This window comes from Streptomyces sp. NPDC014907 (genome assembly GCF_055562975.1).
This window is the reverse complement of the sequence record NZ_JBVHEG010000001.1, coordinates 372,030-388,331: the sequence shown is the minus strand read 5'-3', so window position 1 is coordinate 388,331 and position 16,302 is coordinate 372,030. Positions and strand designations below refer to the sequence as shown.

Sequence of the window (16,302 nt, the reverse complement as noted above, 5' to 3'; positions counted from 1 at the left end):
ACCGGGCGCCGGCGCGCGGCACCCCTCTGCCTTACCCTGGGTAACCGCATGTCGGAGCACGCGCGCCCGGCGCGGCAATCCCTCGTGCTCGGCCGGTTGACGGGCCGTCACCTCCGTGTGAGCCTGCTGGGAACGGACGGAAGAAGGCCGGAAGAAGGAGTCGTCAGTGTCGACGCACGACCTCTATGTGAACGCCCCCGCCGAAGCCGTCCGGGACGTGCCCGCCACCGGCGCCGCCCGCTTCACCTGGGACTACGACGACGGCCGCGACCGCCTCCTCGCCCTCTACCGGAAGGGCAAGGACAAGCAGTGGGACGGCGCCACCCGCGTCGACTGGGACCTGGAGGTCGACCCGTACGACCCGCTCGGCACCCCCGACGAGGTCCTGGACCTGTACGGCACCCGCCACTGGGCGAAGATGACGGAGAAGGACAAGGGTGAACTGCGCCGGCACTACGCCTCCTGGCAGTTCAGCCAGTTCCTCCACGGCGAACAGGGCGCGATGATCTGCGCCGCCCGGATCGTGGAGTCCGTCCCCGACCTCGACGCCAAGTTCTACTCGGCCACCCAGACCATGGACGAGGCCCGGCACGCCGAGATCTACGGCCGCTTCCTCCACGAGAAGATCGGCATGCTCTACCCGATCGACGACAACCTCCAGGGCCTCCTCGACGACACCCTGCGCGACTCCCGCTGGGACATGCCCTACCTCGGCATGCAGGTCCTCATCGAAGGCCTCGCCCTCGCCGCCTTCGGCATGATCCGCGACACCACCGACAAGCCGCTGCCGAAGCAGATCCTCGCGTACGTGATGCAGGACGAGGCCCGGCACGTGGCCTTCGGGCGGATGGCCCTGCGCGACCACTACCGGCAGCTCTCGGACGCCGAACTCCGCGAGCGCGAGGAGTTCGTCATCGAGGGCTGCCACCTCATGCGCGACCGGCTGAAGCCCCTCGACGTCCTGGAGAACTTCGGCGTCCCGCGCCAGGAGGCCCGGGAGCTGACCGAACGCAGCGAGTTCCTCCGGCTCTTCCGCAAGCTCCTCTTCAGCCGGATCGTCCCCTGCGTCAAGGACATCGGCCTCTGGGGCCCCCGCCTCCAGAAGGCCTACCTGGACATGGGCGTCTTCGACCTCGGCGACTCCAGCCTCGACCTGCTGATGACCCAGGACGAGGAGGCCGCGGAACGCCTCGACGCCGAGCGCTTCGCGGCGGAGGAGCGGGCCCGGGCGGCGGAGGTGACGGCCGCGATCGAGGAGGGGGCGACGGAGTAGGCCCCCGGGCCCCCGGGCCGGGCCCCCGGACCCCGCCCGATCAACACCTCCCCGCCCCCCGGGCCCCGCCCGATCCGCGCCGCCCCTTCCCGCCCCTACCCCCGCCGGTCCTCCGCCTCCAACCGCAGCGCCTCCTCCATCACCGCCCTCGCGATCGGCGCCGCGTTCCCGCCCCCGCTGATGTCCGTGCGGGAGGCCTCCGCGTCCTCGACGACCACCGCCACCGCCACCGCCGGCCGCGCGGAGTCCCGGCCCTGCGCCCAGGCGATGAACCAGGCGTACGGCGTGCCGGTGTTGCCGAAGCCGTGCTGCGCGGTGCCCGTCTTGCCGCCGACCCTGGCCCCCGGGATCGCCGCGTTCGTCCCCGTGCCCTCCTCCACCGCCCGCACCATCAGCTCCTGGAGCCGCAGCGCCGTCGAGGGGGTCATCGCCTGCCGGTAGCTGCGGCGGACGGTCCGCTCCACGGTCGTGCCGCCGGCGGTGGTCGTGCGGTCGACCAGGTACGGGCGGGCGATCTCCCCGTCGTTGGCGACGGCCGCCGCCACCATCGCCATCTGGAGCGGCGTCGCCGCCGTGTCGAACTGCCCGATCGAGGACAGGGCCAGCTGGTCCGGGCTCATCTCCCGGTCGAAACGGGACTCCGCCACCCACGACGGGACCCGGAGCCCCGTGTCGTTGAAGCCGAACCGCTCCACCGCGTCCACCATCTCCGTCAGGCCCACCTCGACCCCGAGGCCGGCCATCACCGTGTTGCACGACCACCGGACGGCGTACGCGAGGGACGCGCCGTCGCACCCCTCCGTCTCGTTCGGCAGCACCTGCCGGGTGCCCGGCAGCACGAACGGGTCGGGGATGCCCGTCGGCGCGTCCACGTCCCGCACCACCCCCGCGTCCAGGGCCGCCGCCGCCGTCACGATCTTGAACGCGGAGCCCGGCGGGTACGTCTGGCGCAGTGCCCGGTTCAGCATCGGCCGGCTCCGCGAGGAGTTGAGCCGCCGCCACGCCTCCCCGACCTTCCCGCCCGTCCCGGAGAGCACCCCGGGGTCGTACGAGGGAGAGCTGACGAGCGCCAGGATCCGGCCGCTGGACGGTTCGAGGGCCACCACCGCCCCCCGCTTCCCGGCGAGCCCCCGGTAGGCCTTCTCCTGCAGGGGCCCCCGGATCGTGGTGATCACGTCGCCGCCGGGCTGCCGTCCCCGGGTGAGGCCGTTCCAGAGCGGAAGCGGCGCCAGCATCGGCTCCGTCCCCGCGAGGACCGCGTCCTCGGCGTTCTCCAGGAGCGTCGTGCCGTACGTCTGGGAGGCGTAGCCCGTCACCGGCGCGTACAACGGGCCCTGCCGGTAGGTCCGTTCCCAGCGCAACTGCTGTCCGCTGTCCCGGGAGCCCGTCACCGGCCTCCCGTCCACGACGATCTCGCCGCGCGGCTGCGCGTACCGGCCGATCGCGATCCGCCGGTTGGCCGGGTTGTCGTCCAGCGAACCGGCTTCGACCACCATCACGCGGCCCGCGTTCACGAGCAGCGCGGCCAGGAGGACGAGACAGAGCCCGGCGGCGCGCCGGATGCAGCGGATCACGCGGCGCCCTCCCTGACCGGCGTGCGCGTCGCGGCACCGGTGGCGTCCGGCCGCGGCGCGCGCGCCGAGTCGCTGACCCGGATGAGGAGCGCCACGATCACCCAGTTGGTCACCACCGAGGAACCTCCCTGCGCGAGGAACGGCATCGCCATGCCGGTCAGCGGGATCAGCCCCATCACCCCGCCCGCGATCACGAAGACCTGGAGCGCCACGATCGAGGCGAGTCCGGTCGCGAGCAGCCGCCCGAAGGGGTCGCGCAGCGCGAGGCCGGCGTGGTAGCCGCGGCCGACGAGCAGCGCGTACAGGAGGAAGAGCGCGGTCAGCCCGGCGAAGCCCAGTTCCTCGCCGGCCGTCGCCAGGATGAAGTCGGACTTGGCGGCGAAACCGATGAGCACGGAGTGGCCGAGGCCGAGGCCCGTGCCGGACGTCCCCCCGGCGGCGAAGGCGAACAGCGACTGCGCGAGCTGCCCCGGGCCCTCGCCCGCCCGGATCGTGGCGAACGGGTCGAGCCAGTCCTGCACCCGCCCGTGGACGTGCGGTTCGAGCGAGCCGACGAGGAAGGCCCCGGCGGAGGCGAGCACCAGGCCGACCGCGACCCAGCCGGTCCGGCCGGTCGCCACGTACAGCATGATCACGAAGAGGCCGAAGAAGAGCAGCGAGGTGCCCAGGTCCCGCTCCAGGACGAGGACCCCGACGCTCAGGAGCCAGATCGCCACGACCGGCCCGAGCACCCGCCACGACGGGAACCGGAGCCGCCGGAAGCGGCGTCCGGCGTACGCGAGGGCGTCGAGGTTGGCGGCGAGGTACGCGGCGAAGAAGACCGCGAGCAGGATCTTGGCGAACTCGCCCGGCTGGAAGGAGAGCCCGCCGGCCCTGATCCAGATCCTGGCGCCGTTCACGGCGGGGAAGAAGATCGGCAGGGTCATCAGGGCGAGCGCGGCGGCCACGCAGGCGTACGCGTACCGCTGGAGCGTGCGGTGGTCGCGCAGGAGCAGCACGACCACGATGAAGAGCGCCACCCCGAGCGTCGACCAGACGAGCTGCGTCGCCGCCGCCCGGTCGTCCGGCGTCTCCAGGTCGAGGCGGTAGATCAGGACCAGACCGAGGCCGTTGAGCAGGACCGCGATCGGCAGCAGCAGCGGATCGGCGTACGGGGCGCGGAAACGGACCGCGAGGTGGGCGACGAGCGCGAGCAGGCCGAGCCCGGCCCCGTAGCGGGCGGCGTCCGGGGGCACGGCGCCGCTGCGGGCGAGGCCGACCGCCGCGTAACCGTAGACGGAGATGAGGACGGCGCAGACGAGGAGGGAGAGTTCCACGCCGCGACGCTTCGGAACGCCCGCCCCGGGCGGGAGTGCGTCCGTTCGCGGTGCGGTCATGGCCGCAACGTAGCAAGCGGTATGCGGTATGTCCCTTTTGTGTGACGGTGTGCCGTGTGATGGTGTGCACGGAGGAGCCCCGCCGGGGCCGGGCGGGCACGACGGCGGTACGGCGGTGACGGACCGGACGGGTGACGGTCGCGCGGACGGCGGACCGCGCGGGCGACGGACCGGACGGGCGGCAGACGTACGGGTGGCGGACCGCGCGGGCGGCGGTCGCGCGGACGGCGGCTCAGTACGTCCCGTGCTCCATCCGCGCCAGGGCGGCCCGGCACAGGGTCAGGAGCTTCTCGTCCTCGTGGATGTCGTGGCTGCCCGAAGCGCCCTCGCGGGCGTTGTGGCGGCGCCTCCGCGTCAGCTCGGTGAGGACGGCCAGCTGCGCCTCCGAGGCCGCCGGTCCCATCTCCGCCAGGCACTCCGCGACGTCCACGCGCGCGTGCCGGTCCTCCTCCCAGGCCGCGAGCAGCACCGGCAGGGCCGTCCGTGCCTCGCCGGTCACCCGCCACAGGGCCGCCGCGCCCCGGACCCGCACCCACAGGTCCCGCGAGACCAGCCCCGGCCGCAGGGCCGGGGCCGCCGGGGCCGCCGCCGGACCGATCTCGCCGAGGACCCGGGCGGCGGCGCACCAGTCCGCGCCCGGCACGCCCGGCCGCAGCCACCGCTCCAGGACCGGCAGCACCTCCGCCGGGTCCCCTCCAGCCGCCCACAGGGCGCGCGCCGCCGCCGTCGCGACGGCGGCCGACCCGTCGTCCAGGAACCCCCGCAGCTCCGGTACGGCCTCCCGGGCGGCGGGCCCGAAGGCCGCGAGGGCGCGCAGGGCCGCCTCCCGCACCCGGTCGCGCCGGTTCCCCGGCGCCCCGCGCAGCACCCGCAGCACCTCCGGGAGCGCCTGCGCGCCCCGCACGGCCGCCAGCGCGTGCAGCAGGGGCGCCGCCCGGTCGTACAGCCGCTCGTCGAGCTCGATCCCGGCGAGCCGGCGGCGCAGCGGCGGCGTGAGCGCCGTGCCGGAGGGGCCGAGGCCGTCCACCGCGTACAGCAGCTCCCGCCGCACCTCCCCCTCCTCCAGGGCGCGGGCCAGCGGCGGCACCGCGCGGGGGTCCCCGGCGCGGGCGAGCGCGAGCAGCGCCCCGTCCCACCCGGACCGCCCGTCCTGCCAGGACCGTCCGTCCCACCCGGGCCGCCCGCCGGGCCCGCCCCGCCCGGGCGGCGGCCCCTGGGCCAGGTGTGCCGCGAGCGCGTCGGCGGCGGGCGCGCCCAGTTCGAAGAGCCGCTCCAGGAAGGAGACGGCGGCCTCGCGGAGACGGGGCTCGGGATCGTCGAGCTGGGCGCCGACGAGCCGGACGACCTCCTCGTACCGCCCGCGCCAGACCCGTATCAGCCCGCCGCACAGCCGGATCGCGTCCGAACGCTGCCCCCAGTCGGGGCTGCGCAACTGGGCGAGGACCAGCGCGATCCGGTCGTCCACGCGGTCGTCGAGCGCGGCGTGCAGCGTCCTCAGCAGCTCCTCGGTCCAGGGGGCGGGCCGGCCGGCCGCGTGCTCCTCGAGCAGTTCCCGCACCTGACCGATGAGCGTCGGGGCGGCGGCCCGGAAGGCGTCCTGGCCCGGCCCGGGGGCCGCCGTGGCCCTGATCTCCTCCAGGAGCCCCGCCACCCACGGCACGACGTCGTCGGGGATCTCGGCCGGCGCGCAGCGCGCCCGCTGGGCCAGGGCCGCGAGCCGGAGCCCCGGGTCCTGGGCGGCGCGGGCGAGCCAGCCGAGCCAGTCGACGGTCTCGGCGCGCAGCGACGCGTGCCGCAGGGCGATCCGCCCCACGGCGGCCACCAGGGCGAGCCGCACCTCGGTGTCCCGTTCGACGGTGAGCCGCTCCCGCAGCAGGGTCAGCACCCGGGCCGGCTCGGGGTGCAGCGAGGCCAGCGCGCACGGCGCGGCGAGCCGCACCTCCGGGTCGGCGTCCGAGACGAGCCCGAGGAAGACGTCGGCCCCGGCGGCGACGGCGGCGGCGGCCATCGCGTAGTTGGCGGCGGGGGTGAACCCGTCGCCCGCCTCGTCGGGCAGGTCCAGCTCCTCGTCGTCGTCGAGTTCGATCCCGCCGATGCTGGTGAGCAGTTCGACGATGCCGCCCCGGTCCTGGACGCCGGGATCGGCGACGAGTTCGAGGAGGAAGGGGATGCAGGCGAGCGTCGAGTCGTAGACGTCGCCCTGGTGGTGCACGGCGCCGTACATGCCGTCGAGGGCCGTCTCCCGTTCGGCGGGATCGGCGGAGGCGAGTCCGCGGAGCAGCTCCGGCACGTCGTCCGCGGGGCCGTACGCGTGCCCCAGCGAGGCCCAGTCGACCTCCTCGATCCCCGTCAGCATGGCCGGCCGCCTTCCCCGTGAGCGCTGTACCAGGCAGCAAGTGTGCACCACGGGGCCGACAGCGAGGCCGTACCTCCGAGACCCGCCGCACCCACGGCCTCCCTTGCGGTCTGTTTGCGCCATGTACGGTGCGGGGCGGGCCCGTTGCTCTGGGTGCCCGGCCGGGCGGGGCGTCCTCCTCCCGCCTCCGGGCGCGCCTTCCCCGCCGTCCCGCGCCGCGTCCCGGACCCCGGCGGGCGGCCCCGCCCCCGGCCTGCCGCGACCGCACAGGGAGAAGACGGTCGGGGCACGCCGCCCGGGAGGGACGGGGACCCGCGGCCGCGCCACCGGGCCGGGTCCGCCGCCGTGCGTACGGCCCGGCCGCCCCCGCCCCGCGCGGTCGGCCGCGGACCGCTCCGGCGGGGCGAGGCGGCACCGGAAGCTCCCGGGACCGCTCCAGACGTGGCGCGATGTCGTCCATGAGGGGAACGGCCCGGCGGGACGGGACGGGACGGGACGGTGGAGAATCCCTGTCCCGCCGTTCCTCCCTCACCTCCCGTCGGCACCGGCGTCCTCCGGCACCGTCGGCACCGCGTCCTCCGACGCGGTTTCAGCCGCGGTGCTCCCCGTCCGCCGTCTCGGACAGCGCCTCGGGGACCTGCTCGATCACCCATTCCCGGCCGCCGTCGGCCAGGCCGTGCCGCGTGAAATCGTGGAAGGGCTCCTCGTGGGCGAGGAGCCCGTGCATCGCCTGCGCGGCACTGTTCAGCTCCACGACGCAGTCGCCGGCACCGAGATCGTCCAGCGTCCGGGTGACGTGCACGAACCATGCCTCCCGGTCCGTCACGACGAAGTCCCAGCGGCCCGTGACGCTGACGCGCTCGGCCGCCCCGGGCACCGGGCCGTCACCGGACGCGTTCCCCTCCGCGTCCTCGGCCTCCGGGCCCTCGTCCCCGTCCTCGTACCCGCCGTCCCCGTCCTCGTCCTCGAAGAGATCGGAGAAGGGGCTTCCCCAACCCGAGGCCGCGAAGGTCTCGTCGGAGTAGCGCGCCGCCGCGGCACGCACCCGCTCGATGACGCGGACAGCCGTTGCGGGCGCGACGTCCCGGCCGGACATCACCTCGGCGTGTTCGGCCAGGGCGGCCACGAGTTCGTTCAACGCGGCGGGGATGCTCATGGGCTCGGTTCCGCTTCCCGTCGTTCCTCTTGTTCTCGTTCTCCGGTCGCTTCCGGTCGCTTCCGGTTTCCGGCCGGCCCGGTGGCGACGGTCCGGAACGAAGCGGTGGCCTCCGGCCGCCGCTTCCCGGCTCATTCGTCTTCGGCGTCCGGATACTCGTCGAGGCCGTCCAGCGTGTCGCCGACGCCCCACTCCTGGTGTGTCGGCACGGCCCCGTGCGGGGCGAAGGCCCGGGTGAGGACGCCGCTCGACAGCAGGGCGGCGGCGGCCTCGGCCGGGGCGACGTCCGTCCGGCCCTCCAGCAGCCCGGCGGCGCCGGGCTGTCGCGTCACGAACTCCGTCCAGGCGGCCCGGTCGGTCACCTCGAACGCCCAGGAGCCGGAGACCGCGAAACCCGTGCCGGAGCGGTCTTCCGAACGGATCGGCTCACCGGACTCACCAAACTCACCGGGCTCACCGGACTCGCCGGACCCACCGGACTCGTCCGTCCCGCCGCCGAACTCCTCGACCTCTTCCAGTTCGTCGAACGGGCTGTCCCAGCCGGTCGTCTCCCGCACGGCCCTGCCGTAGGAGACCGCCGCGGACCGCACCTCCTCGAAGGCGTCGACGCCCGCTTCCCCCGCCGGGCCCGGCCCGGACATCAACCGGGCGTGCTGCCGCAGAGCGGTGATCAACCGTTCCAGGGCAAGGGGAACGTCCATGGGGTCACTCCTTTCCGCCGTGGGAGTTCGGAACCCACGGCGCGTCACTTCCGAAACGCTTGCGGAAAACCGTCCCGGGCGTCGCGAACGCCACTTCCGCCGCACCGTGGTCGACGGTGTCGCGGGCGGGGCGCCGGGGAACCTTCCGGTATCCGCACGCGCGCAGGAGGTCGGTGGCCGATTTCCAGCTGTCGGCGGCCACCACCACTTCGTCGACGGCGTCGCAGGCGTTGCTCGCGTCGGCCAGGACCGCGTACGCGATCACCGTGTCCCCGATCGTGGTCCTGGCGCTCATTCCGCCCATGCGCACTCTCCTCGGTGACGGCGGGGCCGCGGTGCGGCCCCGCCGTCTCGTCTCCCCGTCAGGAGACGGTCACTTCCGGTCGGTTCGGTGGGGCCGGATCAGCCCATGCGGCCGAGACCCCGACCGTGCCAACGGTAGTGGATCGTTCCCCTCCGGCCGTTCTTGCTCCACGACAGGTGGGCGTGACCGCCGCTGCTGCACGGACCCCGGAGTTCACAGGAGTAACCCCGCCGCGTCAGCCTCTTGTAGTCCTTCCTGCGCTGCTGGTACGCCTTCCGGCGGTTGCTGAACCACTTGCTGCTGTTGCGCGAGCAGTTGTGGACGAGGACGGGCTGCCCGTCGGCCACCACGAAGTAGGTGTGGGAGCCGGCGACGGTCAGGTTGAAGACGGTGCGGACCGCCTGCGCGCGGTGGGAGGCCGTGACCTCGGGCGCGTTCCCGCCGGGGTTCGACAGGCGCGAGCCCGGGGTCAGCCCGACCGCGTCGACCCATCCGCGTCCCTGGACGAAGAAGGGGTGGTGGGCGGTCGCGGTGATCTCCTTCGACCGGCCGTCGCCGTCCGCGTCCACGGACAGGGTGACGAGGTCCTTGGTGCCGCTGCCGACGATCACGTCGGTGACGGGGGAGACCTTCGCCTCGCCGGTCACCTCGTCCACCGCCCGGACCAGGTCCCCGACCTTCACCAGGCTGATCGGCTTGGTGCTGCCGTCGGCCATGACGACCGGCGTCTCGGGCAGGAAGGAGTTCCGGCGGCAGCTCCGGGCGATGGTCCGCGCGGCCCGCAGGGCCCGGTAACCGCGGTAGGCGCGGTAGCCCCAGGCGGCGGCACCGAGACCGGGGATGAAACCGGCCGCGGTGATCGCGATGTCCCACTTGTTGCGCCAGGCCCAGCGCTTGGCCTTCTTGAAGAACTTCTTCCAGCCCCACTTGCCGTCCAGGTCGAAGCAGTTGACCGGGTCGGCCGAGCAGTACTCGTAGGCGTTGGCGTTGCCGCCCTGCTCGGGGTCGGTGGACAGGAAGCGGCCGGTGGCGGGGTTGTACTGGCGCACGCCCATCAGGGTGTAGCCGGCCACCGTCTCGCTGGAGCGCTGCTTTCCGCCCAGCCAGCCGTAGCGCACGGCCTGCTGCTTGTCGCGCGGGTTGCCGTACTCGTCGGTGTCCAGGACGATCGGCGCCTCGCCCGAGGCGAGCGGGAGCTGGAGCGCCACGTCACCGTGGATGTCGGTGAACTGGAGCACCGTGTCGCCGGTGGCGCTGGTGATCGCACCGAGGTTCCCGGAGAGGGCGTCCACGTTGCGGGTCAGGGCACCGGTGGCGGTGTTCTCGACGATCCAGCGCGGGTTGTCGCCGTCGCCGTCGTAGTGGTTGAGCTTGTTCTCGGTCGGCGACCAGGTCCCGCCGCTGTTGCTCTCCACGGTCCAGCCGCGGAAGCGCAGCGCGGCGTCCAGGGTCCACGTCTGCCGCTTGGCGCCGACGGTCTGCTGGTGGGCGAGGTCGTTGGCGTAGTAGCCGACGGTCACGCCGCCCGGCAGGGCGGTGGTGCGGCCGAACGCGTCGTAGGCGTAGCCCGCGTCGGTGATGCGGTCGGCGCTGTCGAACGTCGAGGTCTTGGCGGTCCCTCCGGTGGTGGGGCAGTCCAGGCCGGGCGTCGAGGCGGCCGTGGTCAGGGACGTGCGGTTGGCGTGCTTGTCGAACCCGTAGGTGCGCCGGGTGCAGACCGTCTCCACCGTGTCGTCGACCTGCACGAGGCGGCCGACGGCGTCGTAGCGGTAGGTCTGGTCCGACCAGCCGGCGTGGCTGGTCGTCTGTCCCTGCGCGGACTCGGTGACCGTGTCGGACATGACCACGGTGCCGTCGGCGTCACGGGTGTAGGTGCGCCTGACCGGGGCGCCGGTGGTGTCCTCGGTCTGGGTGAGGGTGTACCCGCCGGGCAGCTTCTCCGTGGCGACCGAGCCGTCCGCGTCGTACGTCGCCTGGAAGACTCCGGCGATCGAGTCCGTCGCCTTCGTGGCCAGACCGCGCGGCTCGACGGCGTGGTCGTAGGTGAAGGAGACCGTGGACGGGACGGTGTCGCCGACCTTGACCGGACGGTCCAGCAGGTCGTATTCGGTCGTGGTCCTGCCGCCGTCGGCGTCCGTGTACGAGGCGAGCCGGCCGAGCTTGTCGTAGACCCGCGTGATGGTGCCGCCGGTGGGCGACGTCGTGCGGATCTCCTGCCCGGTGGCCGGGTCGTACTCGGTGGTGGTCTCCGGGACGGCCTGACCGCTGCCGCCGGTGACCTTCACCGTGACGGGGCGGCCCGCCGCGTCGTACGTGGTGGTCGAGGTCCGCGTGACGCCGTTCGCGGTGTCGGTGCCGACCGTGGCGTTGCCCCACCAGTCGTACTGGGTGGTGGTGGTCGGCAGCTGCGCCGGGTGGGAGCCGCCGCCGGTGATGGCGCCCCCGGGGCCGGTGGAGCACACCAGGTCGGCCCACTCAGGACGGCCGCCGCAGGCACCGGTGCCCGTCGCCGACCAGTAGGTGGTCACCACGGTGCCCGCGTCGGCCCCCGTGCTGCCCGTGTTGTACGTCTTGGTGACGCGGCCCTGGGCGTCGTACTCGGTCGTGGTCGTGACGGCCAGCCCGGCCGGGTCCTGGACGGACTTCGTCGGAAGGCCCCTGGCCCAGTCGTACTGGGTCTCGGCGACGCGCTTCTCGCCGTGGACGCCGGGGTGCTCGCGGACCTGGGCGCCGGTGGTGACCCGGGTGACCTGGTCCTTGACCGTGGCGGTCCCGTCGGTGGGGCGGCCCGCGTCGTACTCGTTGACGGTCCAGGAGCGGGCCACGACCGAGGTCCCGGCCGCGACCAGGGTGGTCGTGCCCGACTTCAGGTCCGCGGTCAGGTCGACGCGCCGCAGCGGGCCGAACTCCTCCAGCTCGCGGGTGCCGTCGGCGTTGTACACGGACTTGGTGGCGAGCAGGTCGGCGCGCTCGGACGGCGCCAGGGAGGCGATGCCCAGCTCCGCCTGCGCGGCACGGTCCGCGGCGGTCGTGCCGAGCGCCACGGCCCGGTTGGCCGCCGTCAGCTCGCGGACGGTGTTGCCGAAGCGGTCGTACTCGGTCGTCGTGATGTGCCCGCCGGGCGTGGCGGCGTTCACCGCGCGGCCCGAGGCGCCCATGTAGGTGACGTCGGCGCGCCGGTAGGAGGCGGCCGTCAGGGCACCGCCGGCGTTCGACGCCGGGACGGCGTCGGCGGGGAACACGGCGGTCGCGTCGGTCGGCGCGTCCGTCTGGCCCCACGCCTTCACGTCGGCGGCGCCCATCCCGTACGGGGCGGTGGTGCCGGTCAGCGGCACGTCGTAGACGACGCTGGTGGCGGCCGTCCCCTCGACCACGTCGAGGGTGCCCTGCCGCAGCGCGGGCCGCGACGCCTTGAGCAGCATGCCGTCACCGGCCGCGCTGCCGGAGCCCGCCCTGCCGTAGGTGAACGTCCACGGCAGCTGGCCGGCCGGGGTGACCTGGGTGACGCGACCCTCGGCGTCGTACGCGTACTGCGTCTTCAGCGCGGGGCTGATCAGCGGGTTCCAGGTCTCGATGAGCCGGCCCGCGGCGTCGTACCGGTAGGTCTGCACGGCCTTGGAGGTCGCGGAGGCGGCACCGGGCTCGGTCGACCACAGGCGGATCTCCTTCACCTGTCCGGCGAAGTCGCCGAGCGCCGAGGCGCTCGCGGTGGTGGCCGTCGCGTACACGAACTCCAGCGCGCGGCAGCCCTTGGTGGCCGGCGTGGCCGTGCAGGTCGCGGCGGACGCGGCCGAGGTCGGCGCGATGACCCGCTTGGGGCGGGCCAGCGTCTTCCCGTCGACGTTCACGGTCTCGGAGACGACGGTCGTGGTGGTCTGCGCCATGCCGTTCAGCAGCGCGCTGGAGACCTGCCAGGTCGTCGCGGCCGGGTCCGGCCTGGTGAACTCGGTGACCGTGCCCTCGGTGTCGGAGAGGGTGAAGGCGCCGGTCACGCTGCCGGTGAGCGTCAGCTCCTCCGAGCCGGGCTCCGGTATCCAGCCGTTCCTGGCCGCGTTCGCGGTGAAGGACGTCTCCTCGCCCTCCACGTCGACCACGGCCACGGCCGTGTCCGAGATCCTCCGCAGGTGCGAGTAGTCGGAGTCGGTGGCCTCGGCGGCCGTGCCCGACACCCACTCCTTGCCGAAGATGGCCGCCTGCCCGGTCTGCCGCGCCCCGGCGTCCGGCTTGCGGGAGGACGCGGTGCGGGACACCGACAGGTCGAAGTGCGTGGTGTCGGTGGCGGACAGGCTGTAATCACCGGTGAGCAGGTTCAGCGAACCCGGCCCGATCTCGTCCGTCGCGGCACCGGAGGCGCTGCGGTCGACGACGACGGACAGGGGCTGGGTGCTGCCGGCCGCGGAGTTCGGGCCGGTGAAGTCGGCCTTGATCTGGACGGTGCCGTCGGGGTCGACGGTGTCGGTGGCGTTCCACACCAGCGGGGCGTTCCTGCCGCCGGTCACCGGGACGGGCCACGCGGTCAGCGGGGTGCCGCCGGAGGTGACCTGGCCGGCCGGGATCGTCACCCAGGGGTCGGCCTCGGAGCGGCGCCAGGAGAAGGACACCTTGTCGTACCTGCCGCCGTCGGCCTCGGCGACCAGCGGCAGACGGCGGGCGGTGCGCTCGCCCTCGCTGGGCTGGACGAACCCGCCGGGTCCGGCGTGGAAGGTGTACGCGACCGGCTCCGACTTGTTGTCGGCCTTGTCGACCTGCCGCACCTGGAGGGTGTGGGTGCCGTCCTTGGGCGGGGCGACGGAGAGGGCCTTCGCGGCGGTGGACCCGCTGGTGGCGACCTTGGTCCACGTCACGCCGTCGAGGGACCACTCCAGCCAGTTGTGGTCGGTGCCGTTCGGCGTGACGGTGAAGGCGCCGGCCTGGCCCGCGCCCTTGACCCACGCGTTCGACGGGTAGTCCGCCGAGGTGACGCCGGCCGGGGCGGAGGGGGCGGTGGTGTCGACCGTGAAGGTCTTCCACTCCGACCAGCCCAGGTTGTAGTGGGCCCCGTCGTAGGGGGAGGTGCGGAACTTGTACGTCTTGCCGTTGGCCAGCACGCCGGCCGGGACGGTCACGGAGGCGACCTGGCCGGAGTTCACCCACGGGGAGACGATGACGTCGCCGACCTGCGCGTTGGTGGCGGAGTCGAAGATCTGGAAGGTGCCGTTGACCTTGTCGCCGTTGGCGTCGACGAAGGTGTCCCGCAGCGTCGGCGTGAGCGTGTTGACGACGTAGGAGCCGCTGTAGGAGAAGTACGGCGGGCCCGCCTCCTGCTTGGTGCCCGTGCGCGGCCGGTAGTTGTAGGTGACGGTCAGCTTGGGGACGTTGGAGGCGGCGTTGGCGGAGTTGACCCGCTTCCACTCCTTGGTGTCGTTCTCGTCGGTGGCCTTCAGGCCCATGCCGGAGTGGGACCACTTGTTGTTCGCCCAGTGCTGGACCAGGTCGGTGACGTCGGCGTTGATCCACCCGTCGGGCTGCGTGGAACAGCCCGCGTTGCCCCGGGTCTGGGTGGAGGTGGCCATCTTGGCCGTCATGGCCGGCCGGTTGGTCCAGCGCGAGGCGGTGGTGGCGTTGTTGGCCGTCCACACCTCCCACGGCTGGGCGGTGCAGTCGGTGTTGCCGGAGTGGAAGTTCCACAGGCTCAGGGTGGCGCTGGAGACCAGGGCGTCGGAGACCGGCGCGGTGTTCCAGGTGATGTACGACTGGGCGATGCGGTAGGTGCCGTCGGCGTTCTTGGTGCCGGGGTTGCCCAGGTCGAGCTCGACGTCGTTGGACCAGTCGACGGTCTCGCCCTGCTGGACGTAGGTGTCGAACAGGTTGCCCAGGGCCGACGTGGACGGGTCGACAGTGACTGGGTACCGGGTGGCCGGGTCGGCGAGGAAGGCGGCGTCCGGGGTGATGACCAGATCGACACCGCCCTTCGTCTCGACGACCTTCATCGCGACCCGGGAGCGGCGGGTGTGCTCGCCGGACACCTCGTCGACGGTGGCGTCCCACATCACCGGGGCCGGCATGACCGCGGTCCTCTTCGACTTCTTGTCGGTGAACAGCACGCTGCCGTCGGCCTGCTGCTCGGCCTTCAGGCCCTTGGTCCGCAGCGGCAGCGTGTAGGAGAAGCCGCCGGCGGCGGGCCGCTGCCGCAGCTCGACGAACTGCTCGAAGCCGGTACGGGTGGCCTCGACCACCACGTCCGCGCCGGGCACCGCGTTCACGTAGGTGGCACGGGTGCCGTCCAGCTTCGGCGCGGGCAGCCCGCCCCGCCACTGGAGGGTGATCTGCTCGTCGCCCTGGCCGAGGGTGACGAGATCGGTGGCGGGCGCGGCCTGGGCCGCGCGCAGGGAAGACGCCGCGGCGCCCTTCCTGCCCGACAGCCTCAGCCCCGCCGGATGCGCCTTGGCGGCGACCGAACCGTCGGGCTGGGCGGCCAGGGCGACGTCCACGTCGCGCCAGGCGCCCGTGGCGGAGTCCTGGAAACGCACCGGCCCGGCGGTCAGTTCGGTGGTGAGGGACCCGTCCTTGTTGACCCAGGTGGTCGAGGTCTCGGTCCGCTCGGAGAGCGCCTCGACCCTCTTTCCGGACAGCTTCGCGGCCACGCGCGCCGACGCGATGTCGGCCGCCTGCGTCACCGTCTCCTGCTTCGGCCCGGCAGCGGGCGCCGCCTGCGGCCGGGCCGCGGCGGAACCGGTGCCGTCGAGCACGGTGATGGCCAGGGCGAGGGCGAGACCCCCGGCGATGTGCCGCAGGCTTCTCCCCGTCCAAGGCCGCCCCCGCTCCTCCGGAGCGGGTATGTGAATCGTCATGATTCCTCGGTCTCGTAGTTCCTGACGCACCGTCTGGCGGTGCCTCCGAGAACATACAGAGGGATAAATCGACAAAGTTTTCGCAAAGCTTACGCAAGGTGACGGCGCGGTTCCGTTTCGTCGAGTGATGTACGGCACTCTTCGCCGCGCATTCACGCACCGGACCCGAAGGCGGGAGGGAACTCCCGCTCGCGCGGCGGAGGGAGCCCACGCCCATGGCATCGGGGTGGGGACGGCGGCGGTGCCGCGCGGGTGGAAGTCCCGGGCAGGGGGCGACCGATAGGTGAACCGCACAGGGACGGCGGGCGCTCTCTCCGCGCCGCCCTCCTGCGAGCGGTGGGCGGCTCTCGTCGCACGGGTCGCGGCGGGGGCGACGGCCGGCCGGGTCGGGACGGCGGCCTGCGGCGACCACGGCGACGGCGAAGGCGGCGGACGCGCCATTCGCGGCACCGGCCGCGAGACGGCACGGGCGACGGACGCCGCCTGGGACCCCGGGCGTCATGCAGGAGGGGATGGGCGAGCGGAGGAGCGGACGGATGAGTGGGTGGAGGGGGGATGAGCGATTGGATGGGCCTCGGGGTGCCGGCCACGGCGAAGCGGGCCGGGGCCGCGTACGGAACCACCCCCGCTTCGGCGCGGGCCCGCCGCCTTCACGCCGATCAGGCCCGAGGTCGACGCGTACGGCATGCCCGATGGACGCCGCACCCGTCTGTACGTCCACGAGCGCATCCC

The 16,302-nt window shown here is 73.6% G+C and carries 8 protein-coding genes; 1 reads left to right on the top strand and 7 read right to left on the bottom strand.

Annotated elements, in window-relative coordinates:
* The first annotated feature begins 166 nt into the window (after positions 1–166).
* Positions 167–1,273, top strand: coding sequence for a ferritin-like domain-containing protein (locus ACZ3IL_RS01665; RefSeq protein WP_467385566.1), 1,107 nt, complete (start codon positions 167–169; stop codon positions 1,271–1,273).
* Between the two features lie 95 nt (positions 1,274–1,368).
* On the opposite strand, the gene ACZ3IL_RS01660 is transcribed toward ACZ3IL_RS01665, so the two are convergent.
* The 7 genes from ACZ3IL_RS01660 to ACZ3IL_RS01630 all read right to left on the bottom strand — a co-directional run bounded on the left by ACZ3IL_RS01660 (position 1,369) and on the right by ACZ3IL_RS01630 (position 15,570).
* Positions 1,369–2,847, bottom strand: coding sequence for a penicillin-binding transpeptidase domain-containing protein (locus tag ACZ3IL_RS01660; protein WP_467385565.1), 1,479 nt, complete (start codon positions 2,845–2,847; stop codon positions 1,369–1,371).
* Positions 2,844–4,223: an FtsW/RodA/SpoVE family cell cycle protein gene (locus ACZ3IL_RS01655; RefSeq protein ID WP_467385564.1), complete on the bottom strand. Its 1,380-nt coding sequence runs from the start codon at positions 4,221–4,223 to the stop codon at positions 2,844–2,846. The genes ACZ3IL_RS01660 and ACZ3IL_RS01655 overlap by 4 nt, the downstream gene beginning before the upstream one ends.
* Positions 4,224–4,455: 232 nt before the next feature.
* Positions 4,456–6,579 (bottom strand): HEAT repeat domain-containing protein, encoded by a 2,124-nt coding sequence (locus tag ACZ3IL_RS01650; RefSeq protein ID WP_467385563.1) that lies wholly within the window; start codon positions 6,577–6,579, stop codon positions 4,456–4,458.
* A gap of 589 nt (positions 6,580–7,168) precedes the next feature.
* A complete protein-coding gene (locus ACZ3IL_RS01645) occupies positions 7,169–7,735 on the bottom strand; it encodes a hypothetical protein (RefSeq protein WP_467385562.1) in 567 nt (188 codons plus the stop codon).
* Positions 7,736–7,866: 131 nt separating this feature from the next.
* Positions 7,867–8,436, bottom strand: coding sequence for a hypothetical protein (locus tag ACZ3IL_RS01640; RefSeq protein ID WP_467385561.1), 570 nt, complete (start codon positions 8,434–8,436; stop codon positions 7,867–7,869).
* Between the two features lie 4 nt (positions 8,437–8,440).
* Positions 8,441–8,740 (bottom strand): hypothetical protein, encoded by a 300-nt coding sequence (locus ACZ3IL_RS01635; RefSeq protein ID WP_467385560.1) that lies wholly within the window; start codon positions 8,738–8,740, stop codon positions 8,441–8,443.
* A gap of 98 nt (positions 8,741–8,838) precedes the next feature.
* Positions 8,839–15,570 (bottom strand): DNRLRE domain-containing protein, encoded by a 6,732-nt coding sequence (locus tag ACZ3IL_RS01630; RefSeq protein ID WP_467385559.1) that lies wholly within the window; start codon positions 15,568–15,570, stop codon positions 8,839–8,841.
* Positions 15,571–16,302 lie beyond the last annotated feature (732 nt).

What these genes read in the sequence shown, in the direction of transcription:
- ACZ3IL_RS01650 (WP_467385563.1), bottom strand. Translation starts at nt 6,579, where the DNA reads ATGCTGACGGGGATCGAGGAGGTCGACTGGGCCTCGCTGGGGCACGCG.
- ACZ3IL_RS01630 (WP_467385559.1), bottom strand. Translation starts at nt 15,570, where the DNA reads ATGACGATTCACATACCCGCTCCGGAGGAGCGGGGGCGGCCTTGGACG.
- ACZ3IL_RS01640 (WP_467385561.1), bottom strand. Translation starts at nt 8,436, where the DNA reads ATGGACGTTCCCCTTGCCCTGGAACGGTTGATCACCGCTCTGCGGCAG.
- ACZ3IL_RS01645 (WP_467385562.1), bottom strand. Translation starts at nt 7,735, where the DNA reads ATGAGCATCCCCGCCGCGTTGAACGAACTCGTGGCCGCCCTGGCCGAA.
- ACZ3IL_RS01655 (WP_467385564.1), bottom strand. Translation starts at nt 4,223, where the DNA reads ATGACCGCACCGCGAACGGACGCACTCCCGCCCGGGGCGGGCGTTCCG.
- ACZ3IL_RS01635 (WP_467385560.1), bottom strand. Translation starts at nt 8,740, where the DNA reads ATGGGCGGAATGAGCGCCAGGACCACGATCGGGGACACGGTGATCGCG.